The organism is Pseudomonas arabinosi (assembly GCF_047758675.1).
Taxonomy (GTDB): domain Bacteria; phylum Pseudomonadota; class Gammaproteobacteria; order Pseudomonadales; family Pseudomonadaceae; genus Aquipseudomonas; species Aquipseudomonas arabinosi.
Genome location: NZ_CP180480.1, coordinates 3,581,842 through 3,605,831 on the forward strand (window position 1 = coordinate 3,581,842; position 23,990 = coordinate 3,605,831).

Annotated in this window: 21 protein-coding genes; 10 read left to right on the plus strand and 11 right to left on the minus strand. The window is 59.5% G+C overall.

All coding sequences use genetic code 11. From position 1 onward, the window contains the following. The first annotated feature begins 51 nt into the window (after positions 1-51). The 3 genes from ACMXYJ_RS16865 to ahpF all read left to right on the plus strand — a co-directional run bounded on the left by ACMXYJ_RS16865 (position 52) and on the right by ahpF (position 3,407). Positions 52-996, plus strand: coding sequence for a site-specific integrase (locus ACMXYJ_RS16865; RefSeq protein ID WP_415756068.1), 945 nt, complete (start codon positions 52-54; stop codon positions 994-996). Between the two features lie 145 nt (positions 997-1,141). Continuing rightward, entirely contained in the window at positions 1,142-1,705 is a 564-nt protein-coding gene (ahpC, locus tag ACMXYJ_RS16870; RefSeq protein ID WP_129444510.1) for an alkyl hydroperoxide reductase subunit C, read from the plus strand. 139 nt (positions 1,706-1,844) lie between these two features. Beyond that, positions 1,845-3,407, plus strand: coding sequence for an alkyl hydroperoxide reductase subunit F (gene ahpF / locus ACMXYJ_RS16875; protein WP_415756069.1), 1,563 nt, complete (start codon positions 1,845-1,847; stop codon positions 3,405-3,407). A gap of 95 nt (positions 3,408-3,502) precedes the next feature. Here ahpF and gloA read toward each other — a convergent pair whose 3' ends face one another. Continuing rightward, positions 3,503-4,024 (minus strand): lactoylglutathione lyase, encoded by a 522-nt coding sequence (gene gloA, locus ACMXYJ_RS16880; protein ID WP_033055156.1) that lies wholly within the window; start codon positions 4,022-4,024, stop codon positions 3,503-3,505. 145 nt (positions 4,025-4,169) lie between these two features. On the opposite strand from gloA, the gene ACMXYJ_RS16885 reads away from it, so the two are divergent. Then, positions 4,170-4,694, plus strand: coding sequence for a DUF4946 domain-containing protein (locus ACMXYJ_RS16885; RefSeq protein WP_415756070.1), 525 nt, complete (start codon positions 4,170-4,172; stop codon positions 4,692-4,694). Between the two features lie 174 nt (positions 4,695-4,868). Here ACMXYJ_RS16885 and ACMXYJ_RS16890 read toward each other — a convergent pair whose 3' ends face one another. Continuing rightward, positions 4,869-5,231, minus strand: coding sequence for a histone-like nucleoid-structuring protein, MvaT/MvaU family (locus ACMXYJ_RS16890; RefSeq protein ID WP_415756071.1), 363 nt, complete (start codon positions 5,229-5,231; stop codon positions 4,869-4,871). A gap of 366 nt (positions 5,232-5,597) precedes the next feature. Then, positions 5,598-6,470 (minus strand): LysR family transcriptional regulator, encoded by an 873-nt coding sequence (locus ACMXYJ_RS16895; RefSeq protein ID WP_415756072.1) that lies wholly within the window; start codon positions 6,468-6,470, stop codon positions 5,598-5,600. A 79-nt stretch (positions 6,471-6,549) separates the two neighbouring features. On the opposite strand from ACMXYJ_RS16895, the gene ACMXYJ_RS16900 reads away from it, so the two are divergent. After that, a complete protein-coding gene (locus ACMXYJ_RS16900) occupies positions 6,550-7,494 on the plus strand; it encodes a DMT family transporter (protein ID WP_415756073.1) in 945 nt (314 codons plus the stop codon). A 252-nt stretch (positions 7,495-7,746) separates the two neighbouring features. Beyond that, the gene (hppD, locus tag ACMXYJ_RS16905; protein ID WP_046047435.1) at positions 7,747-8,823 is read left to right on the plus strand and encodes a 4-hydroxyphenylpyruvate dioxygenase; all 1,077 of its coding nucleotides are present in this window, start codon (positions 7,747-7,749) and stop codon (positions 8,821-8,823) included. Positions 8,824-8,887: 64 nt separating this feature from the next. Here the strand turns inward: hppD and rarD are convergent, their stop codons facing one another. The 3 genes from rarD to ACMXYJ_RS16920 all read right to left on the minus strand — a co-directional run bounded on the left by rarD (position 8,888) and on the right by ACMXYJ_RS16920 (position 12,564). Beyond that, positions 8,888-9,775, minus strand: coding sequence for an EamA family transporter RarD (rarD, locus tag ACMXYJ_RS16910; RefSeq protein WP_415756074.1), 888 nt, complete (start codon positions 9,773-9,775; stop codon positions 8,888-8,890). 249 nt (positions 9,776-10,024) lie between these two features. After that, positions 10,025-11,038, minus strand: a complete 1,014-nt coding sequence (locus ACMXYJ_RS16915; RefSeq protein ID WP_415756075.1) for an aldo/keto reductase — start codon at positions 11,036-11,038, stop codon at positions 10,025-10,027. Between the two features lie 215 nt (positions 11,039-11,253). Continuing rightward, positions 11,254-12,564: an MFS transporter gene (locus ACMXYJ_RS16920; RefSeq protein ID WP_415756076.1), complete on the minus strand. Its 1,311-nt coding sequence runs from the start codon at positions 12,562-12,564 to the stop codon at positions 11,254-11,256. Positions 12,565-12,734: 170 nt separating this feature from the next. Here ACMXYJ_RS16920 and ACMXYJ_RS16925 point away from each other — a divergent pair, with 170 nt between their 5' ends. The 4 genes from ACMXYJ_RS16925 to ACMXYJ_RS16940 all read left to right on the plus strand — a co-directional run bounded on the left by ACMXYJ_RS16925 (position 12,735) and on the right by ACMXYJ_RS16940 (position 18,393). Further along, positions 12,735-13,862, plus strand: a complete 1,128-nt coding sequence (locus ACMXYJ_RS16925; RefSeq protein WP_415756077.1) for a sugar diacid recognition domain-containing protein — start codon at positions 12,735-12,737, stop codon at positions 13,860-13,862. Between the two features lie 279 nt (positions 13,863-14,141). Next, positions 14,142-15,284 (plus strand): glycerate kinase, encoded by a 1,143-nt coding sequence (locus ACMXYJ_RS16930; protein ID WP_415756078.1) that lies wholly within the window; start codon positions 14,142-14,144, stop codon positions 15,282-15,284. 254 nt (positions 15,285-15,538) lie between these two features. Further along, complete coding sequence (locus ACMXYJ_RS16935; protein WP_415756079.1) at positions 15,539-17,164, plus strand: methyl-accepting chemotaxis protein; 1,626 nt, start codon at positions 15,539-15,541, stop codon at positions 17,162-17,164. A gap of 41 nt (positions 17,165-17,205) precedes the next feature. After that, complete coding sequence (locus tag ACMXYJ_RS16940; RefSeq protein WP_415756080.1) at positions 17,206-18,393, plus strand: pyridoxal phosphate-dependent aminotransferase; 1,188 nt, start codon at positions 17,206-17,208, stop codon at positions 18,391-18,393. Positions 18,394-18,519: 126 nt separating this feature from the next. Here ACMXYJ_RS16940 and ACMXYJ_RS16945 read toward each other — a convergent pair whose 3' ends face one another. The 5 genes from ACMXYJ_RS16945 to ACMXYJ_RS16965 all read right to left on the minus strand — a co-directional run bounded on the left by ACMXYJ_RS16945 (position 18,520) and on the right by ACMXYJ_RS16965 (position 23,866). Beyond that, a complete protein-coding gene (locus ACMXYJ_RS16945; protein ID WP_415756081.1) occupies positions 18,520-19,497 on the minus strand; it encodes a 2-hydroxyacid dehydrogenase in 978 nt (325 codons plus the stop codon). A 21-nt stretch (positions 19,498-19,518) separates the two neighbouring features. Continuing rightward, positions 19,519-20,817, minus strand: coding sequence for an MFS transporter (locus tag ACMXYJ_RS16950; protein WP_415756082.1), 1,299 nt, complete (start codon positions 20,815-20,817; stop codon positions 19,519-19,521). A 103-nt stretch (positions 20,818-20,920) separates the two neighbouring features. Then, positions 20,921-21,907 (minus strand): sugar kinase, encoded by a 987-nt coding sequence (locus ACMXYJ_RS16955; protein ID WP_415756083.1) that lies wholly within the window; start codon positions 21,905-21,907, stop codon positions 20,921-20,923. Beyond that, positions 21,900-22,682, minus strand: a complete 783-nt coding sequence (locus ACMXYJ_RS16960) for a sugar phosphate isomerase/epimerase family protein (protein WP_415756084.1) — start codon at positions 22,680-22,682, stop codon at positions 21,900-21,902. The genes ACMXYJ_RS16955 and ACMXYJ_RS16960 overlap by 8 nt, the downstream gene beginning before the upstream one ends. 158 nt (positions 22,683-22,840) lie before the next feature. Next, positions 22,841-23,866: a LacI family DNA-binding transcriptional regulator gene (locus tag ACMXYJ_RS16965; protein WP_415756085.1), complete on the minus strand. Its 1,026-nt coding sequence runs from the start codon at positions 23,864-23,866 to the stop codon at positions 22,841-22,843. Between the last annotated feature and the right edge of the window lie 124 nt (positions 23,867-23,990).

Consider the following 23,990-nt stretch of genomic DNA (forward strand, 5'->3'; position numbering starts at 1 on the left):
CGGTGGCGCGTTTTCACCCGCCAAAGCGGTACGTTTTAGAGAGTTGAGCTGATGACTGAGCTGGATCGTTACCTGCAAGCCGCCACCCGCGACAACACCCGTCGCAGCTATCGGGCGGCTATCGAGCATTTCGAAGTCAGTTGGGGCGGCTTCCTGCCGGCGACCAGCGACAGCGTCGCGCGCTATCTGGTCGCTCATGCAGGCGTGCTGTCGATCAATACCTTGAAGTTGCGCCTGTCAGCGCTGGCGCAATGGCACAACAGTCAGGGTTTTCCAGACCCCACCAAGGCACCGGTGGTGCGCAAGGTGTTCAAGGGCATTCGCGCGCTGCACCCGGCTCAGGAAAAACAGGCCGAGCCGTTACAACTTCAGCATCTGGAGCAAGTGGTTGCCTGGTTGGAGCAAGAAGCGCAAACCGCGAAGTCTGAACACGATCAACCGGCTCTGCTGCGGGCCCGGCGCGACAGGGCGCTGATCCTGTTGGGCTTCTGGCGCGGCTTTCGTAGCGATGAGTTGTGCCGGCTACAGATCGAGCACGTGCAAGCGGCTGTCGGCTCAGGCATCACGCTCTATTTGCCGCGAACCAAGAGTGACCGCGAGAATCTCGGCAAGACTTACCAGACACCCGCGATGCAGCGCCTGTGCCCGGTGCAGGCCTACGTCGACTGGATCACCGAAGCCGCGTTGGTTCGCGGACCGGTATTCCGAGGCATCGACCGTTGGGGCCACCTGAGCGAGGAGGGGCTGCACGCCAACAGCGTGATTCCATTACTGCGCCAGGCGCTGGAGCGTGCCGGCATCCCGGCCGAGCACTACACCAGTCACTCTTTGCGGCGTGGCTTTGCCACTTGGGCGCATCAGAGCGGGTGGGACTTGAAGTCGTTGATGAGTTACGTGGGCTGGAAGGATATGAAGTCCGCCATGCGCTATGTTGAAACCAGCCCGTTTCTCGGGATGACACCGCTCGCGGAAAAAGCCATTGGCGCTGCTAAGTAAGTTTTCTTCTATTAATACGTTCCGCTAATAGCGAAAACCAATGAGCAGCATGAGGTTTGCCAATGAGCCATCCGGCAATCGAGTCGGTAGGATTCACTCCATCAACTTCTCAACCAAACTTTTCAACCCTGACGGAGAGTCATCGATGCCTATCATCAACAGCCAAGTTAAACCGTTCAAAGCTGACGCCTTCAAAAATGGCGACTTCGTAAAAGTGTCGGACGCCGACCTGAAAGGCAAATGGTCTGTCGTGTTCTTCTACCCAGCCGACTTCACCTTCGTTTGCCCGACCGAGCTGGAAGACCTGGCTGACAACTACGACGCGTTCCAGAAGCTGGGCGTCGAGATCTACAGCGTTTCCACCGATACCCATTTTGCCCACGCTGCCTGGCACAACACTTCGCCTGCTATCAGCAAAATCCAGTACACCATGATCGGCGACCCGACTCACGCCATCTCCCGCAACTTCGACGTGCTGATCGAAGAAGCAGGTCTGGCTGACCGTGGCACCTTCGTCATCAACCCTGAAGGCCAGATCAAAATCGTTGAGCTGAACGATGGCGGCGTTGGCCGTGACGCTTCCGAGCTGCTGCGCAAAATCAAGGCTGCTCAGTACGTCGCGGCTCACCCAGGCCAGGTTTGCCCTGCCAAGTGGAAAGAAGGCGAGGCCACACTGGCTCCGTCCCTGGACCTGGTCGGCAAGATCTAAGTCTGTGGATCGCATCATCAGGGCGGGTTTCCGCACCTAAGTAAGCTGCAACCGCCCAATAAAAACGCCCGGGCGAGATTCGCTCGGGCGTTTTTTTTGTCGGCTCTTTATGTAACTGCAAAAAAAGGAAATCGCCCGTATGTTGGACGCCAATCTTAAAGCCCAGTTGAAATCGTACCTGGAACGGGTCACCCAGCCGATCGAGATCGTTGCCTCCCTCGACGACGGTGCGAAATCCCAGGAAATGCTCGCACTTCTGAAAGACGTTGCCAGTCTTTCTACCCAAATTACCTTGCTCGACAACGGTGACGATGCGCGTAAACCATCGTTCTCGATCAACCGCCCGGGTGCCGATATCAGCCTGCGTTTCGCCGGCATCCCGATGGGCCACGAATTCACATCCTTGGTGCTGGCCTTGCTGCAAGTCGGCGGCCACCCTTCGAAAGCCAGTGTTGAAGTGATCGAACAGATCCGTTCGCTCAAAGGCGAGTTCAGCTTTGAGACTTACTTCTCGCTGTCCTGCCAGAACTGCCCGGACGTGGTCCAGGCACTGAACCTGATGGCCGTGCTGAACCCGAACATCCGCCATGTCGCCATCGACGGCGCGCTGTTCCAGGCTGAAGTCGATGACCGTCAGATCATGGCCGTGCCAAGCGTTTACCTGAACGGTGTGAACTTCGGTCAGGGGCGTATGGGTCTGGAAGAAATTCTCGCCAAGATCGACACCAGCGGCATCGAGCGTCAGGCCGAGAAAATCAGCGCAAAAGAAGCTTTTGACGTGCTGGTCGTCGGCGGTGGCCCAGCCGGTGCTGCGGCTGCAATCTACGCTGCCCGCAAAGGCATTCGCACTGGCGTGGCCGCTGAACGTTTTGGTGGGCAGGTGCTCGACACCATGGCCATCGAGAACTTCATCTCCGTGCAGGAAACCGAAGGGCCGAACCTGGCCGTGGCGCTGGAAGAGCACGTCAAGCAATACGACGTCGATATCATGAACCTGCAACGCGCCGACAAGTTGGTGCCGGGCAAGAACGGCGAGTTGCACGAAGTCCACTTCGCCAGCGGCGCGACCCTGAAAGCCAAGACTGTGATCCTGGCGACCGGTGCGCGGTGGCGTGAAATGAACGTCCCGGGTGAGCAGCAATACCGAAACAAAGGCGTGGCGTACTGCCCGCACTGCGACGGTCCGCTGTTCAAAGGCAAGCGCGTGGCGGTGATTGGCGGCGGTAACTCCGGCGTCGAAGCGGCCATCGACCTGGCGGGCATCGTGTCCCACGTAACATTGCTGGAGTTCGACGTGCAGCTGCGCGCCGATGCGGTCTTGCAGCGCAAGTTGCACAGCCTGCCGAACGTCACCGTGATCACCAGTGCGCAAACCACTGAAGTGTTGGGCGACGGTCAGAAGGTCAACGGCCTGCGCTACAAGGATCGTCAGTCGGACGAGTTGCGTAGCGTCGAGCTGGAAGGGATCTTCGTGCAGATCGGTTTGCTGCCCAACACCGACTGGCTCAAAGGCACCATCGAGTTGTCGCCTCGCGGTGAGATCATCGTCGATGCCCGCGGTGAAACGTCGATGCCGGGTGTGTTCGCTGCCGGTGACGTGACCACCGTGCCGTACAAGCAGATCGTGATTGCGGTGGGCGAGGGCGCCAAAGCCTCCCTGAGCGCATTCGATCACCTGATCCGGACCTCGGCCCCGGCATAAAACCCGACGCTGAAAACACAAAAACCCCATGAGTGATCATGGGGTTTTTTGTGTCTTGTACATTCCAAGTGTGGGAGCGAGCTGTGGTGGGAATGTTACATCGGTGCAGGCTGGATGATCTCAACCCAGTAGGCATCCGGGTCTTTGATAAAGGCCAGGCTCTTCATACGGCCGTCATTCAGACGCTTCTGAAAATCGCAGCCCAGCGCTTCGAAGCGCTCGCACGCAGCGACGATATCCGGCACCGAGATGCAGATGTGGCCAAAGCCACGCGGGTCGGTGTTGCCGTTGTGGTAAGCGAAATCCGCGTCGTTCTCGGTGCCGTGGTTGTGGGTCAGTTCGAGAATGCCCGGGATCGACTTCATCCATTCAGTGCGGGCAGCAGCGTCGGCCGGGATCTGGTTTTTATCGACCAGTGCCAGGAAGTACAGGCTGAACTCGGCTTCCGGGAAATCGCGTTTTTCCACCAGCGAGAAACCCAAAATGCGCGTGTAGAAATCCAGGGACTTGGTGATGTCCTTGACCCGCAGCATGGTGTGGTTGAAGACGAACTTCTGGGTGGCGGTGTCAGGTTGGGCAGTCACGCCTGGGAAGGTGTTCAATTCGTGCAGGCTCATGGGCCCTCCGGAAAATAAGTGGGGCTAACGAATGGCGACAATGATACGCAAGGGCTCTGACATCACCAAACCCAAACAGTCGGCTATTGCCTGACAGGCGGGCGAGGCTCAGACTTTACGGTTCAATCCGTGAGTGTTCATTGCAATGATTCGTTTCTGTAAATCGATGTTCGTCCTGATCTGCGTGCTTTCAGGCGTTAACAGCGCTCACGCAGACGAGCCAATCATGACCTGGCCCAACGGCTGGGAGGTCGAAGCCGTCCCGCAAGATGACGCCAATACCCACGTTTCCCGTCAGCGCGCGGTGAAGAATGATCAGGACGGCACGCCGGTAATGGTGATGGAGTTGACCATGACTCAGGTGGAAAGTGGTCATCAGGTGAATCTGCAGGGCGTATTGCTGGAGATGCGCAAGTCGGTGCAGAAGGACTTCTTTCAAGGCGGTTATCAAAGTGTCTGCAACAAGATTCATCCGACGACCTTGAGCCGCTTATCAGCGCTGGAAACTACCTGCACGATCACGCAGAACGGAAGGCATGTGCTCTCTCAAACATTGGTTGCCGCCGTGGATGCCGATAAGGCCTATGTTCTTTCCTATGCCGGGCAGGCTGAGGTTTATAAGGCAAGTCAGGACGAAATAGAGACAGCCCGTAACAGCTTGAAACTTTAGTTAAAGATTTCAATGGCTGCCGATTTCAGCGCATTCTGAAATTTTTAGATACCCAAAGGGATTAAGCACAAAGTTATTCAGCAAGTAGCGAGTTGATCGACGCCAATCGTTGCATTTAGAAGGCGTCCATGAAAAAGCCCTGCATTGGCAGGGCTTTTTTGTCACCGCGAGTGTTTAGCCTCGCAGCCAGGAATCAACGGTAGCTGCACCGTATTGTTCCTTCCAGGCTTTCAGGCCGCGGTGGTTGCCACCCTTGGTTTCAATCAGTTCACCGGTGTGCGGATTCTGATAAACCTTGACCACGCGAGCGCGGCGGGTTTTAGGCGCTGCCTGTTGCAGACCGGATTTTGCCGGGTTCGGATCGAGAATGGCGATGATGTCGCGCAGGCTCTTGCCGTAGGTTTTCATCAGCCCCTGGAGCTTTTCTTCGAATTCGATTTCTTTCTTGAGCCCGGCATCATTCTTCAGGGTTTCCAGCTGCTTGAGCTGCTCTTGAAGGGCCTTTTCAGCTGCACGAAATTCAGCGAGTCTGGACAATATCTTTACTCCAATAGTGTGTTTGGCTGATACCAACCGCAAACAAAGCTATAAGCCAAGAGCCTTGAAGCGACTCGGTGATAATGGCTCACCTGCCAATCTAGCGCAGGCATGAAAAATTGTAGTAGTTAATTGGCCAAGAGTAAATCCTGTCTTTTTCTTCATGTAACAACAGTAGTCTTTTGATTCAAATTGGGGCGCGATCTCCTTGTCTCGTCGCTGAGCGCCGCTAGTTAATGGTGACTTAATGCGTTAATGAAGTCCGCGCCGGGCATCGGCCGGCCGAACAGATAACCTTGCAAGAAGTTCACGCCGTGGGTGGTCAGGTAATCACTTTGCTCCACTGGCCCTCGGTTAGTGTGCCGCTTAGCGGTAGTTCAGGCGCTCGGCCAGTTTGATAAAAGCCAGCGCCGCAGGGGATGACTGGCGCTGGTCGAGCACCGCCAGACCAACCTGGCGTGTGACCGCTGGCGATAGCGCTCTTTTCACGTAGCGACCGTCGCGATCATCGGGCAATGAGCCTTCGGCGACGACCGTCAGCGCATCGCCTCGGCCAACGGTGTCCAGCGTGCTCAGTAGTTGCGAGCAGCGATAACGGATGTTCGGTGTCAGCCGGGCGGCACTGAACAGCCGCGACACCAGTTCCGAAGAACCGGCCTCAGTCAACACAAACGGGTCGTTGCACAGATCGCTCAGAGTCAGGCTGTCGCGACGGGCCAGCGGATGATCGACGGGCAGCAGCGCGACCATCTGGTCTTCGATCAGTGCAAAGGTATCGAAGCGGTCCTCGGGCAACACCACGAAACCGATATCGATCCGACGCTCCTCCAGCCACTGGATCACCTGCCGGTCCGGGCCTTCATCTATATGGACCTCAATGCCCGGGTGAACCGCGCGGTAGTGCTGCAGGATCAACGGCAGCAATTTGATCGATGAGGTCGGACCGAACGAGCCGATGCGCAACGTGCCGCGTTTCATTCCGCGAGCATCGGCCGCTTCCTGGCGCAAGGTGTTGGCCAGGCCCAACATCGCCTGGGCGCGCAGCAAAAGCTGTTGGCCGATGTCGCTGAGTTCGACCCGGGACTGATGCCGGCGGAGCAGCTCGACGCCCAATTCCTGTTCCAGCGACTTGAGCGCATGAGAGACCGCGGATTGGGAAATCTCCAAGCGATTGGCTGCCGCGGTAAAGCCGTGAAGCTCGGCGACCAGAGAAAATATCTCGAGTTGGGTAAGGGTCATGAGTATTCACTCATTTTACGATGAGAAGGTATTAGTTTAATGATACGTCATCTCTCCCGATTTCTTGTTCTGGAAACCTATGACGACCTGTGAGCAGAGCCTGTCCAACCCTTCGGATGTCCCGGTTTATCTGAAACTGGCGGCAGTCACCATGATCTGGGGCGGGACCTTTGTCGCCGGGCGGTTTCTGGCCGACAGTCTCAGCCCCTTGTTTGCCGCCAGCCTGCGATTCTTGCTGGCCAGCGTGGCGTTGCTGGTGTTTCTGCTACTGGCCCGCGTGCCGCTCGCAAGGCCCAGCCCCAGGCAATGGCTGCAATTGGCGCTGCTGGGTTTTTTCGGGATCTTTTTCTACAACCTGTGCTTCTTTTATGGGCTGCATTACATCAATGCCTCACGGGCGTCATTGATCGTGGCGTTGAACCCGGCCGTGATTGGGTTGGCGTCTTGGCTGTTGTTCAAGGAGCGCTTGAGTCGAGCGAAAGTCATCGGAATCGCGATCTGCATTGCCGGGGCGAGCCTGGTGATCGTCAGCCGCAACCCGCAGTTGTTGGCCGGCAATGCCGACGCGTGGATCGGCGATCTGTTGATCTTCGGCTGCGTGCTTGGCTGGGGCGTTTATTCGCTGTTCTCCAAAGACCTGAACCAGACGCTAGGCCCGGTGCAAACGGTGACGTACTCGATTCTGCTGGGCACGCTAATGCTGTGGGTGACCAGTGCTGTTCGCGGTGAATTGAGTGTGGCTGCACTCGCCAGCCTCGGACCAACGCAATGGTTGAGCCTGATGTACTTGGGCGTATTGGGCTCGGCGCTGGCCTATATCGGCTATTACGACGGCATTCGCAAAATCGGCGCGACGCGTTCAGGCGTGTTCATTGCCCTCAATCCGCTGACCGCGGTGATCCTCGGTGCGCTGCTGTTAGGCGAGCAGTTGACCCTGGCGATGTGCCTGGGGGGAGGGCTGATCCTCGCGGGGATTTTCCTGTGCAACAAACCCCTTGCACGAGCAGGGAAAAAGGGGATTTGATACAGAAGGCGGACAAACCGATTTACGCTGTGTAGAATCGGGTTACGCATATAAGAATAATCGTCTTCTGGCAGCAGAAGCCTCGCCCGCAATAGCCTTGGGTCGACAATGAAGAGTTTTGGGTTTCAATTGATCTACGGTGACTTCCTCGCCCGCAGCGTGCGGGGCATCTCCTGCGCTCCACCCGCCGGTCTCAGCATTGCTAGCAACTAACGATCCGTTAATTGACAAGAAAATGATGAGGCGCCAACCATGGCAGATTTATACGAAAACCCAATGGGCCTGATGGGCTTTGAATTCATCGAATTCGCATCGCCAACCCCGAACACCCTGGAGCCGATCTTCGAGATCATGGGCTTCACCAAGGTTGCGACCCACCGTTCCAAAGACGTGCACCTGTATCGTCAGGGCCAGATCAACCTGATCCTCAATAACGAACCGCACAGCGTTGCTTCGTACTTCGCGGCCGAGCACGGTCCGTCGGTGTGCGGCATGGCGTTCCGCGTCAAGAATGCCCAGCAGGCGTTTGCCCGGGCTCAGGAACTGGGCGCTCAGCCGATTCACATCGAAACCGGCCCGATGGAACTGAACCTGCCGGCGATCAAAGGCATCGGCGGTGCGCCGCTGTACCTGATCGACCGTTTCGGCGAAGGCAGCTCGATCTACGACATCGACTTCGTGTTCATCGAAGGCGTTGACCGTAACCCGGTCGGGGCTGGCCTGAAGATCATCGACCACCTGACCCACAACGTGTATCGCGGTCGCATGGCCTACTGGGCCAACTTCTACGAGAAGTTGTTCAACTTCCGCGAGATCCGTTACTTCGACATCAAGGGCGAATACACCGGCCTGACCTCCAAGGCCATGACTGCGCCGGACGGCATGATCAAAATCCCGCTGAACGAAGAATCGTCCAAGGGCGCCGGGCAGATCGAAGAGTTCCTGATGCAGTTCAACGGCGAAGGCATCCAGCACGTTGCCTTCCTGACCGATGACCTGATCAAGACCTGGGATCACCTGAAAAGCATCGGCATGCGCTTCATGACCGCGCCGCCGGAAACCTATTACGAAATGCTTGAAGGTCGCTTGCCGAACCACGGTGAGCCGGTTGATCAACTGCAATCGCGCGGCATTTTGCTGGACGGTTCGTCCGAGTCAGGCGACAAGCGTCTGCTGCTGCAGATCTTCTCGGAAACCCTGATGGGCCCGGTGTTCTTCGAATTCATCCAGCGTAAAGGCGACGATGGTTTCGGCGAAGGCAACTTCAAGGCGCTGTTCGAATCCATCGAGCGCGACCAGGTTCGTCGTGGCGTGCTCTCCACCGACTAAGTCGTTTCAGATGTAAAAAAAGCCCGGTCAGCAGCAATGCTGGCCGGGCTTTTTCGTGCCGGTCCTACATCGATTTGCGTCGATGCCGGACCAGATGTTTGAACCCTTCGAACACCAACACCACAACAGCCAACCAAATCGGGATGTAGGTTAACCATTCACCGGGCTTGATGGTTTCCCCCAGCAGCAACGCGACGCCGAGCAACAACACCGGCTCGACGTAACTCAACAACCCGAACAGGCTGAACGGCAGCAGTCGGCTGGCGATGATGTAAACCACCAGCGCCGAAGCACTGATCGCCCCGAGTAAGGGGATCAGCAGCGACAGCCACGGGTGTTGATCGAACACGGCGAAACCCTGCTCACCGCTTTGTACGAACCAGAACGCCAACGGAATCATCAAGGCCATGTCCATCCACAAACCGCCGAGGTTGTCAGTCGCCAGTCGTTTGCGCAGGATGAAGTAGAGCGGATAACCGATGACGACCAGCAAGGTCGCCCAGGAAAAACCGCCGACCTGATACAGCTCGTTGAGCACGCCGAGGGACGCAAAAAACACGGCAACCTTTTGCAGGTAAGACAGTCGCTCGCCATAGGCGAACCGCCCGGTCAGCACCATGGCCAGCGGCAACAGGAAGTAGCCCAGGGACACATCGAGGCTATAGCCGTTGAGCGGCGCCCACATGAATAACCAGAGTTGCAGGCCAAGCAGCGTCGCGGAAAGGATCAGGCCTGCGAGCAATTTTGGTTGGCCCACCAGCCGCCGAAAAAGGGCGACCACGAGCTTCCATTCACCGGAGACCACCATGAAAACGGTCATGCATGGCAGGGTCAGCAGCATTCGCCAACCGAAGATTTCCACGCCGCTCAAAGGCGTGAGCAACGACGTGTAGTAATACATGACGGCAAACAGCACCGAGGCTGAAACCGATAGAGCGATACCTTTAGACAAACTGTCCTCGCGAAGTTGAACGTGAAACGGGTGCGGAGGATACGTGGTTTTCGAACTGAATATTGTCCGATTGATCAACACAAACCTAATGTGGGAGCGGCGGTGCGGCGATCCGACTTGCTCGCGAAGGCGGTGTGTCAGTCAGCAATGATGCTGGATGTGAACCTGCATTCGCGAGCAAGCCCGCTCCCACATTTGACCGTGATCGACATCAGAACCCTGTGGGAGCGAGCCTGCTCGCGATAAATCTCAAGCCGAACGCGGTTTACGCCCCGATACAAAATGGCTCACATCATTAAACCCCGGCGTCGACGCATGCCCAGGCACAACCAGCGAATCAATAAACGCCTCATCCTCAGCCGTAATCTTCACCGCCTGCGCCTTAGTGTAGGCATCCCATTGTTCTTCAGTGCGCGGCCCTACGATGGCCGAGGTGACGGCGCTGTTGTTCAGCACCCAGGCGATGGCGAATTCGACGATGCCCACGCCGCGACCCTGGGTGTACTGCTGGATCTGCTGAGCGATGCGCAGGGATTCGACGCGCCATTCGGTTTCCAGAATGCGTTTATCTGCGCGGCCGGCGCGGCTGTTGGCATCCGGCTTCACGTCTGGCGCGTATTTACCGCTGAGCACACCACGCGCCAGCGGGCTGTAAGGCACCACGCCCAGGCCGTAGTTTTGCGCGGCGGTGATCTGCTCGGTTTCTGCCTGACGGTTGACGATGTTGTACAGCGGCTGACTGATCACCGGCCGGTCGACGCCCAGTTGATCGGCCACGCGAATCACCTCGGCGATGCGCCAGCCACGGTAGTTCGACAAACCCCAATAGCGAATCTTGCCTTGGCGGATCAAATCGCCGATGGCCGACACCGTGACTTCCAGCGGTGTGTTGTGGTCTTCGCGGTGCAGGTAATAGATGTCGAGATAGTCAGTGCCCAAACGCGTCAGGCTGGCGTCGATGCCATTGAACAGGTGCTTGCGGCTCAAACCGCTGCGGTTGGGCACGCCGTCCACCGGGCCGAAACCGACCTTGGTCGCCAGCACCCATTCGTGGCGGTTACCGGCAATCGCTTCGCCGACGATCTCTTCGGAGCGGCCGTTGGTGTAAACGTCCGCGGTGTCGATGAAATTGATGCCCTGGTCCCAGGCCTTGTCGATGATCCGCAGGGAATCTTCGGTGCTGGTCTGTTCGCCGAACATCATGGTGCCCAGGGTCAGGGTAGAAACCTGCAAACCCGAATGACCCAGCGTGCGATAGCTCATGACGAAATCCTTTTACCGGTGGGAGAAAGGCTCAATCAAATACCAGAACGGTACGGCGGGGCAAACGGAAATATCGAACACCCCGTGCGGATCGTTCCCACGCTCTGCGTGGGAATGCCTCAAGGGACGCTCCGCGTTCCAGCCCTCGAAAGGGACGCAGAGCGTCCCGGGCTGCATTCCCACGCAGAGCGTGGGAACGATCGATCCGCAAAACCTTACACCCGCAACGTCCGAGTCATGCGCAACGCCAACAAACTCCCGCAAACAATCACGCCCGCCAGCAGGTAAAGCGCGGCATCGGTCGACCCTGTGCTGTCCTTGACCCAACCCACCAGATACGGACTCAGGAACCCGGCCATCTGCCCCATGGAGTTGATCAACGCCAAACCACCCGCCGCAGCGCCCGCGCTCAGCAGCGCAGTCGGCACCGGCCAGAACATCGGCAGGCCGGTGAGGGCGCCCATGGTGGCGATGGTCAGGCCGAGGATGGCGATGGCCGGTGTAGTCGCAAAGTTCACAGCGATCAGCAAACCGACCGCGCCCATGAGCATCGGCACCACCAAGTGCCAGCGGCGTTCTTTGCGCAGGTCCGCCGAGCGGCCGACCATCAACATGAACACGGCCGCCAGCAGATACGGAATCGCACTGAGCCAGCCAATCACCAGATTATCGCTGAAACCCAGGTTTTTGATGATCGACGGGAGCCAGAAGTTGATCGCGTAGACACCGCTCTGGATGCAGAAGTAGATCAGACCGAAGGCCCAGATAGCCGGGTTCTTGAACACCGCCAGCAGCGAGTCTGTGGTGGTTTTCGGTTTGTTGGCCAGGTCTTCGGCGTGGTCGGCTTCCAGCACCGAGCGCTCGAACGGCGTGAGCCATTTGGCGTTGGCGTAGCTGTCGCTGAGGAGGAAGTAGGCGAGGGCGCCGAGGATCACGGTCGGAATGCCTTGCAGCAGGAACATCCACTGCCAGCCGGCCAAACCGCCCTGGCCTGCGGCGAAGTGATTGAGAATCCAGCCGGAAAACGGGCTGCCGAGCAGGCCGGACACCGGGATCGCCGACATGAACAGGGCCATGATGCGGCCGCGGCGGAAGGTCGGGAACCACTGCGAAAGGTAAAGCACTACGCCCGGGAAGAACCCGGCCTCGGCCGCGCCGGTGAACAGGCGCAGGGTGTAGAACTCGGTCGGTGTGGTGACGAACAGCAAACAGGTGGAGAGCGAGCCCCAGACAATCATCATCAGCGCGATCCAGCGGCGCGGGCCGAATTTGGTCAGGGCCAGGTTGCTGGGGACGCCGCACAACACGTAGCCGATAAAGAAGATCCCGGCCCCGAGGCCGTACACGGTTTCGCTGAATTTCAGTGCGTCGAGCATCTGCAGCTTGGCGAATCCAACGTTCACCCGGTCGAGGTAGTTGAACAGGTAGCAGATGAAGATGAAGGGAATCAAACGCAGGGTAATGCGTTTGTAGACGGCGTTTTTCTCGTCAACGATGGCCTGGGTAGCGGCGGCGCTCTGTGACATGGCGGGCTCTCTCTTTATTATGATTTTTTGCGATGCAAAGGGTAACGTTGATCGCCCTGAGAGTCTCAGCCACCCTCAGGGTTGCTGTCTTTGTGCCTGAGCACAGGGTTTGCAACCAAGGCCTGTGCGGGTGAACAATCCGCTCCATCACGCTTTCAAGGATCCCCGCTATGTTCGAACTCGATCACGACCTGGCCCAGGACATCGTCGACCGGGCGATGGCCATCCTGCCGTACAACGTCAACGTCATGGACAGCCAGGGCCTGATTCTCGGCAGCGGCGAACCGGAGCGGGTCAACACCCGTCATGAAGGCGCGCAATTGGTGCTGGCCAACGGGCGGGTGGTGGAGATTGACGCCCAGACCGCGATTCATTTGAAAGGCGTGCAGCCGGGTATCAACTTGCCGCTGTTGCTCGATCAACGGTTGATTGGCGTGCTGGGCATCACCGGTGAACCCGAGCAGTTGCGCACCTACGCCGAACTGGTGCGGATGACCGCCGAGATGCTGGTCGGCCAGCGCAATCAGCAGGCCGAACAGCAATGGCGGCGCCAGCGTTGCGACGATCTGCTGGCATTGCTGCTCAGCGAGGCCGGGGATTCGCCGCGGTTGATCGACGAAGCGCAACAGCTTGGGCTCAAGCCGCAGATGACGCGGGTGCCGTATCTGTTCGAGTTGGGGATGGAACACGGTCCGGGGCAAACCGTCGAGGCGCTCAGCGCCTGGTTGACCTCGCGCTACCCGGACAGTTGGTGCGTGAGCTCGGCCAAGTCTTCGTTGCTCTGGTGCCGGCCGGCCGCGCAAGCGATCGAGAATGACCGGCTGCTGGAAAAACTCGATGGGCTTGGCTGGAACATTCTGCGCATTGCTGTGGGTGGGCAGGCCGATGGATTGTCCGGGCTTCGTCGTTGCTATCGACGCGTCGGCGACTTGCTGGCTTATGGGCGAGAGGTGTTGCCGCACTCCCGCTTGCTGACGCTCAATCGTTATCGATTGCCGGTGATGCTCTGGCGGCACCGCAACGACGACGCGCTGGACGAGTTGCTCAAACCGCTGCGCAAAGTCATCGCCAAGGATGGCAACGGCCAACTGCTGGCGACGTTGCGCTGTTGGTGCGATCACGACGGGCAGAGCCAGGCGTGTGCCGATGCGCTAGGTATTCATCGCAATAGTCTGCGTTACCGGATGGAGCGGATTGCCGAGCTCAGTGGTGTTGATCCGCTAAGACTGGACGGAATGCTGGCGCTTTACCTCGGCGTCCAGCTCCTGCCCCAAACTGACGCGCCCACAACTCTGTAGGCGCACGGCTTGCCGGCGATGGAGTCTCCGAGGACGTCATCGCGAGCAAGCTCGGCTCCCACAGGGATCAGCGTCGTGCACAAATATGAATTCCACCACGGACCACTGTGGGAGCCGAGCTTGCTCGCGATAGCAGACGATCAGCCAACTCGGAGCTAGATTTGAAAACACGGACTTTGTGGAAATGAACAATAAACGCCACACCTGCTTGTGCAGCGGACCGGCGTTATTGTTCTTGCCTGCTGGCAGCATGGAACGCATTGGAACTGGAGAATTCGCATGAAAATCGTCATCGCCCCCGATTCGTTCAAGGACAGCCTGAGTGCCCAGGGTGTGGCTGATGCCATTGCTCTCGGGTTGGCGCAGGTTTGGCCCGATGCACACTTGATCAAATGCCCGATGGCTGACGGCGGGGAGGGAACCGTCGAGTCGATTCTGGCAGCGTGCGAGGGCGAACTGCGTCGCACCCCAGTTCGTGGGCCGCTCGGCGCGACGGTTGAGGCCGCTTGGGGCTGGTTGCCCCAGAGCCACACCGCGATCATCGAAATGGCCGAGGCCAGTGGCCTGCAACTGGTTCCGCCGGGCAAGCGTGATGCGTGCTTCAGCAGCACGTTCGGCACCGGCGAATTGATCCGCGCGGCGCTCGATGCCGGGGCGCAACGGGTGATTCTGGCGATTGGCGGCAGCGCCACCAACGACGGCGGGGCGGGTGCGATGCAAGCCTTGGGCGTCAAATTGCTGGACGCACAGGGCCGAACACTGGCACCGGGTGGTCTGGCGCTTGGACAGCTGGCCCGCATTGATCTGAGTGAATTCGATCCGCGTCTGGCCGAGGTGCGATTCGACATCGCCGCCGACGTCAACAATCCACTGTGCGGCCCTCACGGCGCTTCCGCGATTTTTGGCCCGCAAAAAGGTGCATCCGCTGAGCAAGTCCAGCAACTGGATCGCGCACTCGGGCACTTTGCCGAGCGGTGCGCGCAAGTCCTGAACAAAGACGTACGTGACGAACCGGGCAGCGGTGCGGCGGGCGGCCTGGGGTTTGCCGCCAAGGCGTTTCTGGGGGCGCAATTCAAGGCTGGCGTGGAAGTGGTCGCCGAACTGGTCGGCCTGAACGATGCGGTCAAGGGCGCCGACCTGGTGATCACCGGTGAAGGTCGTTTCGACGCTCAAACCCTGCGCGGCAAGACGCCATTTGGCGTGGCGCGTATTGCTCGGCAGCACGGCGTGCCGGTGATCGTCCTCGCCGGGACGCTGGGTGAGGGTTATCAAGCACTGTACGAACATGGCATCGATGCCGCGTTTGCCTTGGCCAGTGGGCCGATGACGCTGGAGCAGGCCTGTGCCGAGGCGCCGCGGTTGTTGCGGGAGCGGGCGAGTGATGTTGCGCGGGTTTGGCGGGTGGCTTTGCGTAAGGCTTGAATGTTGCGTTGGATTTTAGATCTACCCCGGTCAGTTCCCTCTCCCCCTGGGAGAGGGTTAGGGTGAGGGGCGGTTCCAAACTTGAAATATATTTCTCAACGCCCCGCAAAAATCCTCATCCCCAGCCGATACAGCGAATAGGCCCACACAAACCTATTCCAACAGTGGCGCCAACCTGAAAACGCGCGCGCCGCCGCCCGCCCTTCAGCGATCACGCAAGGATGCTCGTAGCCCCATCACCCGAGAATCATCCTATGTCACTGCGTAATCTGAATATCGCGCCTCGAGCTTTCCTGGGTTTTGCCTTCATTGCCTTGCTCGTCATCGTGCTGGGTGTGTTTGCCGTGAACCGCATGACGAGCATCCACCAAGCCTCCCTCGACATGGAAACCACGCAGCTGCCCAGCGTCGGGTTTCTCGGCAACCTGACGGAAAACGTCCTGCGCATGCGCATTCTCTCTTTCCGGGTGTTGGTCAACCGTGATCCGAATGCGTTGCAAGAAGCCCAGACGCGTATCGGCGTGCTGGTCGACAAGGTTCGCAGCGCACAGTCGAGTTATGCCGCGTTGTCGGCCACCCCGGAAGAAGCCGCGCTGTACAAGACGTTCACGGCAACGCTGGACAGCTACATGCAAGCCCAGACCCAGATGCTGGAGCTGTCGCGGCAGAACAAGCTCGATGAGATGCGCACGCTGATCAACACCCGGATCAAGGAAGGTACGGACCAGATGGGCGAGCAGCTGAACAAACTGGTGGCGATGAATAACGCAGATGCGAAAACCGCATCAGCCGCAGCGGGCGAGCAGTACCGCAGCGCGATTACCGGCATCATCGCCGTGGCGATCATCGCGGCGCTGATGACCGTGCTGCTGGCCTGGCTGCTGACCCGCAGCATCGTCACACCGCTGAACCGTGCGCTGCAGGCGGCGCAAACCATTGCCGGCGGCAACCTGACCACACTCATCGAGGTCGACGGCACTGACGAACCGGCCCGTTTGCTCGGCGCCTTGTCCACGATGCAGGCCAGCCTGCGCAAAACCATCGAACAGATTGCCGGTTCGGCGACCCAACTGGGTGCCGCCGCTGAAGAACTCAGCACGGTCACCCAGGAAGCGTCCCGCGGTCTGCAACAGCAGACCAACGAAATCGAACAGGCTGCCACCGCGGTCAACGAAATGACCGCTGCCGTGGAAGAAGTGGCGCGCAATGCAGTGTCGACGTCCGAAGCCTCGAACCAGTCGACCCAGGCCGCCCGCGAAGGTCGTGACCGTGTGGTGGAAACCGTCGGCGCGATCCAGACCATGACCCACGATGTACAAAACACCTCGGTGATGATCGAAGGCCTGGCCGCTCAGGGGCGCGACATCGGCAAGGTGTTGGACGTGATCCGCGCCATCGCCGAACAAACCAACCTGCTGGCGCTGAACGCCGCGATCGAAGCCGCCCGTGCCGGTGAAGCTGGGCGCGGTTTTGCGGTGGTGGCGGACGAGGTTCGGGCGTTGGCCCATCGCACCGCACAATCGACCCAGGAAATCGAAAAAATGGTCGCCGGCATCCAGAACGGCACTGGCCAAGCGGTCTCCTCAATGCAACAAAGCAATCAACGCACCCAAAGCACCCTGGAAATGGCCCGCGCTGCCGGTGTGGCGCTGGAGCAGATCACTCAGTCGATCCAACTGATCAACGAGCGCAACCTGGTGATCGCCAGCGCATCGGAAGAGCAGGCCCAGGTGTCCCGCGAGGTCGATCGCAACCTGGTGAACATCCGCGACCTGGCCACCCAGTCCGCCGCCGGTGCCAACCAGACCAGCGCCGCGACGCACGAACTGTCGCGCCTGGCCGTGGATTTAAATGCCATGGTGGCGCGTTTCGTGATTTGAGATAGGGTTGAGGCTTGGAACCCGCGCGACTGGAGAATTACATGCGCTATTCAGCCTTGACCAAACGAATCGCCGGTGACGGCGCTGCGGCCTGGCAGATTCATGACCGAGCACTGGAGTTAATTGAGCAGGGCGTTGATGTGCTGCTGCTATCGATCGGCGATCCCGACTTCGATACGCCGCAGCCCATCGTTCAGGCGTGCATCGATAGCTTGTTGGCCGGTGACACCCACTACCCGTCAGTACGTGGCAGTCGGGGGTTGCGCGATAGCATTGCCAACCGCCATCGACGTCGCAGTGGTCAAGCAGTGGATGCCGATCATGTGATCGTGCTGCCGGGTGCGCAATGTGCGGTGTATTCGGTCGCGCAGTGCCTGCTCGACCCGGGCGATGAAGTGATCGTCGCCGAACCGATGTACGTGACCTATGAAGGCGTGTTCGGGGCCTGCGCCGCCAAAGTGGTGCCGGTGGCGGTGCGCCCGGAGAACGGCTTTCGGGTCGATCCGGCGGATGTCGCGGCGCTGATCACACCCAAGACCCGCGCCATTTTGCTCAACAGTCCGAACAATCCTTCCGGCGCCAGTTTGCCGCTGATGGTCTGGCAGGAACTGGCATCGCTGTGTGTTCGTCACGACCTGTGGCTGATCAGCGATGAGGTCTACAGCGATCTTTTGTATGAAGGCGAGCACATCAGCCCGGCCAGTCTGCCGGGCATGGCCGAGCGTACGGCGACCATCAATAGCCTGTCCAAGTCCCACGCCATGAGCGGTTGGCGCGTGGGCTGGGTGATCGGGCCGAAACCTTTGGCCGAACACTTGGTACATTTGTCGTTGTGCATGCTGTTTGGCATTCCGGATTTCATTCAGAACGCCGCGCAACTGGCGCTGGATGAGGATCTGCCAGAAGTGGCGCTGATGCGCGAGGAATATCGCCAGCGTCGCGACCTGGTGTGCGCGAGCCTGAGTGATTGCCCGGGCATCCGGCCGATCCGGCCCGATGGCGGGATGTTCGTGATGATCGATGTGCGCCAGACCGGATTGTGCGCCCAGAGCTTTGCCGAGCGGCTGCTGGAAGGTTATGGCGTGTCAGTGCTGGCCGGTGAAGCGTTCGGGCCGAGTGCGGCGGGGCATATTCGACTGGGGTTGGTGGTGGATCAGCTGAGGCTGGCGGATGCGTGTCGGCGGATTGCGTTGTGTGCGGCGGACCTTCTGGAGGCGCGCCGGGCCTGAAAGTTTGCGTTGCCATTGCCGGCCTCATCGCGAGCAAGCTCGCTCCCACAGGGGATCTATGAGCACCGCAGATCCAGTGTGGGAGCGAGCCTGCTCGCGATGGCTGACTGACAGGCGCCAAATTTCTTAAGCTTTCCACGCACCGGCATTCACCAGATTCTTCGGCCGCTCACCCGCCAGCGCCGCCAGCAGATTGTCCACCGCACACGTCGCCATCGCCTCTCGCGTTTCATGCGTCGCCGAGCCAATGTGCGGCGTCGCCACCACGTTGTTCAACTGCAACAGCGGCGAGTCGGTGTTCAGCGGTTCACGTTCGAACACGTCCAGCCCCGCAGCGCGAATCTGCCCGTCACGCAAGGCCTGGATCAGCGCCGCCTCGTCCACCACCTTGCCCCGTGAAATGTTGATGAAGATGGTTTCGGGGCGCATCAGGGCAAACTGCTCTGCGCCGATCAGCCCTTCGGTTTCAGCGGTCAACGGCAAGGTCAGGCAAACGAAATCCGCCTGCTGCAACAGCTCCGGCAGGCTGCGGTATTGCGCGTTGAAGCGCTGTTCCACCGCCGGTTTCGGCGAGTGACTGTGGTAGATAATCGGCATGCCAAACCCGAAATGCCCACGCTGGGCCAGGGCCTCACCGATCCGCCCCATGCCAATGATGCCCAGGGTTTTACCGTGCACATCTGTACCGAACTGCGCGGGACCGACATTGCGCTTCCACTGACCGGCGCGAACCATGTTCGCCAGTTCCACCACGCGCCGGGCGGTCGCCAGGATCAGCGCGAAACCGGTATCGGCGGTGGTTTCGGTGAGCACGTCCGGGGTGTTGCTGAGCAGAATCCGTCGTTCGGTCAGGTAGTCGATGTCGTAGTTATCGACCCCCACGGACACGCTGGCGATGGCTTCCAGGTTCGGCGCCAGATCCAATAATCCGGCATCCAGTTTCAGACTCGCACCGAGCAATCCGTGGGCGCGGGGCAGGGCCTCGCGCAGCGTTGCCAGGCCGTCGGCATTGAGGTTGTCGATCAGCGTCACCTCGGTCTGCTCGTGCAGGCGAGCCATCAGCAGCGGTGAGAGTTTCTTGTACAGCACAACCTGCTTTTTCATCGTCATCATCTCAACTTCAATTCAGGAATGTGCAGCCGTCGACCGTTGCACAACGGCCTTGGCCACGACCCGGTCGCTGGCGCCGGGCTTGAGGAAAATCGTCAGCACCACCGAGAGCATCAACGCGCCGCTCATCAACAGATAAGAAGCACCCGGCGAGCCAGTGGAGCTGTTCAAGTAGCCCACCAGATACGAACCACCAAACGAACCGAGCGCGCCCATGCTGTTGATCAGCGCCATGGCGCCCCCGGCCACGTTGGCCGGAAGGATTTCCGGAATGATCGCGAAGAACGGACCGTAAGGCGCGTACATGCAGGCGCCAGCGATCACCAGCAGGGTGTAGGACCACCAGAAGTGTTCAGCGCCCAAGGCGTAGGAGCCATAGAAAGCAATCGAGGCGATCAGCAGCGGCGGCCAGACGAAGCGTTTGCGCTTCTGCATTTTGTCCGAGCCCCAGGACACCAGCAGCATGCCGATCACCGCGGCCAGGTACGGCAGCGCCGAGAGCCAGCCGGCTTCGATCATGTCCATCTGTGCGCCAGCCTTGAGGATCGACGGCAGCCACAACACGAAACCATAGACGCCGATGCTCCAGCAGAAAAACTGCAAGGCCAGGATGATTACCTTGGGCGAACGGAAGGCTTCGGCGTAGTTCTTCACCGCTTTGATGCCCACCTGTTCGGCGGCCAGAGCGCTTTCCAGATCGTGCTTTTCCTGGTCGCTCAGCCACTTGGCCTCGGCGGGACGGTCATCGGCCAGACGCCACCAGATAAACGCCCAGAGCACCGCCGGCAAACCTTCGATGATGAACATCCAGCGCCAGCTGTAATGCTGCACCAGATATCCCGAGACCACCGACATCCAGAGCATGGTCACCGGATTGCCGAGGATCAGGAAGGTGTTGGCGCGCGAGCGTTCGGCACGGGTGAACCAGTGGCACAGATAGATCAGCATCGCCGGCATCACCGCGGCTTCGACCACGCCGAGCATGAAGCGAATGACGATCAGCCAGTAGGCGTTGGAGACGATCCCGGTCAGCGTGGCCAGACCACCCCAGAGAATCAGGCTGACGAAAATCAGCTTCTTGACGCTGTGCTTCTGGGCGTAGATCGCGCCCGGCACCTGGAAGAAAAAGTAGCCGAGGAAGAACAGCGCGCCGAGCATCGACGACAGGCCCGGCGTGATCATCAGGTCGGCAGCCATCCCGGAGGCGGCGGCGAACCCGTAGTTGGCGCGGTCCAGGTACGCCAGGCTGTAGGTGATGAACACGATGGGCATGATGTACCACCAGCGGCGGGCGGCGAGTGTTGCGGTTTTCATAGTGGTGCTCCTGAGCTTGTTGTTTTTGTCGCAGCAGGTAACGGGTTAAATCTTCAGTGACTGTGCGGGCCTCATCGCGAGCAAGCCCGCTCCCACAGGGGAATTACGTTGGAATGCGATCCAATGTGGGAGCGGGCTTGCTCGCGAAGGCGGCCTCAAATTCGGCGATCATTTCAGATCGATCGGGCAACCCCTCCATATCCCCCCGGCTCTGCACCGCGCGGCTGCCAATCCAGTTGGCGCGCTTCACGGCATCGGCAAAGCTGTGGTTTTCCAGCAGCGCGCTGATCATGCCGACGGCAAATCCATCGCCGGCACCGACGGTGTCGACCACCGTTTTCACCGGCACACCCGCCACGAAACCCTGGTCCAGGTGGGTGCGGTAATACGCACCGTGCGGGCCCAGTTTGATTGCCACGGCTTCGGCGCCTTGATCGAGGTAGAACGCCGCGATGTCGGCCGGGTCTTCGAAACCGGTCAGCAAGCGGCCTTCACTCAACCCCGGCAGCACCCAATGGGCGAGGGCGGCGAGGCGGTTGATCTCGGTAATCATCTGTTGTTCGCTGGCCCACAGGCTCGGGCGCAGGTTTGGGTCGAAGGACACGCTGCGCCCGGCATCGCGCATGCGGGTCATCAATTCGAAAGACATTTCCCGCGCCGTTTCGGACAGCGCCGGCGGAATACCGGTGGCGTGCAAGTGCCGAGCGTTGAGTAATTCAGGTGCAATCGACTGCCGCGACAGATGACTCGCCGCCGACCCACGGCGGAAATACTCGACCACCGGATCGCTGCCATCGTCGGTGCGCGACTTGAGTTGAAAACCAGTTGGGTGCGCGGTGTCGATGGCGACGTTGCTGCAATCCAGGCCTTCTTTCTCCAGGGTATCGATGACGAACCGGCCCAGCGAATCAGCGCCGACCCGGCTCAGCCAGGCCACGTTAAAACCCAATCGCGACAAGCCAATGGCGACATTGCTGTCGGCCCCGGCAATGCGCTTGTGGAATCGGCTTACGTCGGCCAAATCACCGTTCTGCTCGGCGACGAACATCGCCATGGTTTCGCCGAACGACAGAATATCGATCTCAGACATGGGCGCTCTCCAACCGGGTTTGACCGAGGCGGGCGAGGGTGGCGACATGCTCGGTGGTCAACTGCACAAGGTCGTCGCCTTGCAACGGGTATTCCGCCGCTCGCATAACGCCTTGGGCCATGTGCCGCAGCAGTTGTTCCCATAGATTCAGGTCACTGGCGGCCGGCGGTATGGCGACCAGTTTGCCGTCAGCCCGGCGCGTCACGGCTTTGCAGTGCACATAGCCGACGTGACGACCGAGCAACCGCGCGGCGCTGGCGGCGGACTGGTCTTGCCAGTGCCAATTGCCGATATCGAAGGTCATTTTGACCGGCAGGTTGTGTTGCTCGATTTCAGTGAAAAACCGTTGGAACGGTTCGATCCGGCCGCCGTGCAGGGTTTGATCATTTTCCACCAGCAACTGCACAGCACTTTTGCCCAACACGCGGGACAAGGTCTGGAGGTCGCTGTTGTCGGTGAAATAACCCAGGGACACTTTCAGCCATTTGGCACCGAATGCCTGGGCGCGCTGTAATGCAGAGATCAGTTCGGGATTGGGTTTGGACTGGCCGACCAGCCACAATTCCATCGGCGAGGAATACACGCTTTCGAGGCCTTGGGCCTGGGTGGCATCGGCCAGTTGCGCGGGATCTTCGACGGTCAGCAGTTCTTCGCGCCATTCGATGCGCGTGGCGCCCGCGGCGGCCAACACGTCGATAAACGATCCCTGGCCGCGTTCGCGAACAAGGTCGGCGCCGTAGCTCGACAGGCTGATGGAAACGGGTGGTTTATTCATTGTTGTATACCTCTGAAACCGGTTTCATTTTTGTTCAAAAAAAATGTCTGTCTGGGTGGTGCGGCGTTCTTGAGGGCCTCTTCGCGAGCAAGCCCGCTCCCACCTTGGAACGCGGTGCACTTGTAGGAGCGGGCTTGCTCGCGAAGAGGCCAGTCCAGTCACCGACAATCTCCAAGGGTCGAACCACGCACAATCAACCGCGCCGAAAAATCGAGGGTCCGCACCGGCCCGTCATCACCGCGCAAACGCTTGAGCAAACACTCGAACGCGCTGGCGCCAATTTCGGCCGTCGGCTGGGCGAGGGCGGTGATGCCGCTGCCCACCAGCGGATACCAATCCAGGTCATCGAGGGCGATCAGGCCGACGTCCTCGAACAGGTTGCACTTCAGTTCTCGCAACGAATGGGTGCTGGACAGCGCGGCGATTCCGTTGGCGCAGAACAGCGCTTTCGGGCCGGCGCCGGGCGTGTCGAGGAAGGTTTTCAGCTGCGCGGTCAGTTCGCTGCCGGTTTCGACGAGGGTGCCGCGCAGGGCAGGGCGTTGTTCGATCTGCGCCTTGAAGCTGCTGACCCGCTCAATCCGCGAACTGGTGCCGTCATAGGGTTCAGTGACCAGCAGCACGTCGCGATAGCCGCGTTCTTGCAAATGGGTGAGGGCCATTTCAACGGCGGCAGGATTGTCCAGCCCGACCAGATCGCTCTCAAGCTGATCAACCTTGCGGTCCACCAGCACCAGCGGCATTTCCCGATGCAGTTCACGTAATTCGTCGCGGTGATGACCGAGGGTGTTCACGATCAGCCCTTCGATGTTGTAGGAGCGCAGCAGGGCCAGGTGCTGGCGTTCCTGCTCGTCATCGCGATCGGTGTTGCACACCACCAGGCTGTAGCCGTGCTGACGGCAGGCGGTTTCCACCCCGTGCATCACGGCAATCGAATAAGGGTTACGGATATCGGCCACCAGCATGCCGATCAGGCGGGTTCGCCCACGCTTCAGACCGCGGGCCATCTGGTTCGGGCGATAGCCGAGTTTGGCGATTGCCTGCTCGATGCGCAGGGCGATGGCATCGGAGAGCAGGGCGCGGTCATCGCCGATGAAGCGCGAGACGCTGGCTTTGGAAACGCCGGCGTGTTCGGCGACGTCGAGCATGGTGACGCGGCTGCGCTGGGCGGCGGAAAAGTCGTTCACGGTTTTTAACCTTGTTATTGGAGTTTATGCAGGCTGGATCTGAAACCGGTTTCAGAAGACACCATTAACCAAGACACGTCAAGACAGAGGCACCTCAATGTGTAGGAAAAAGCCGACGAGCGGT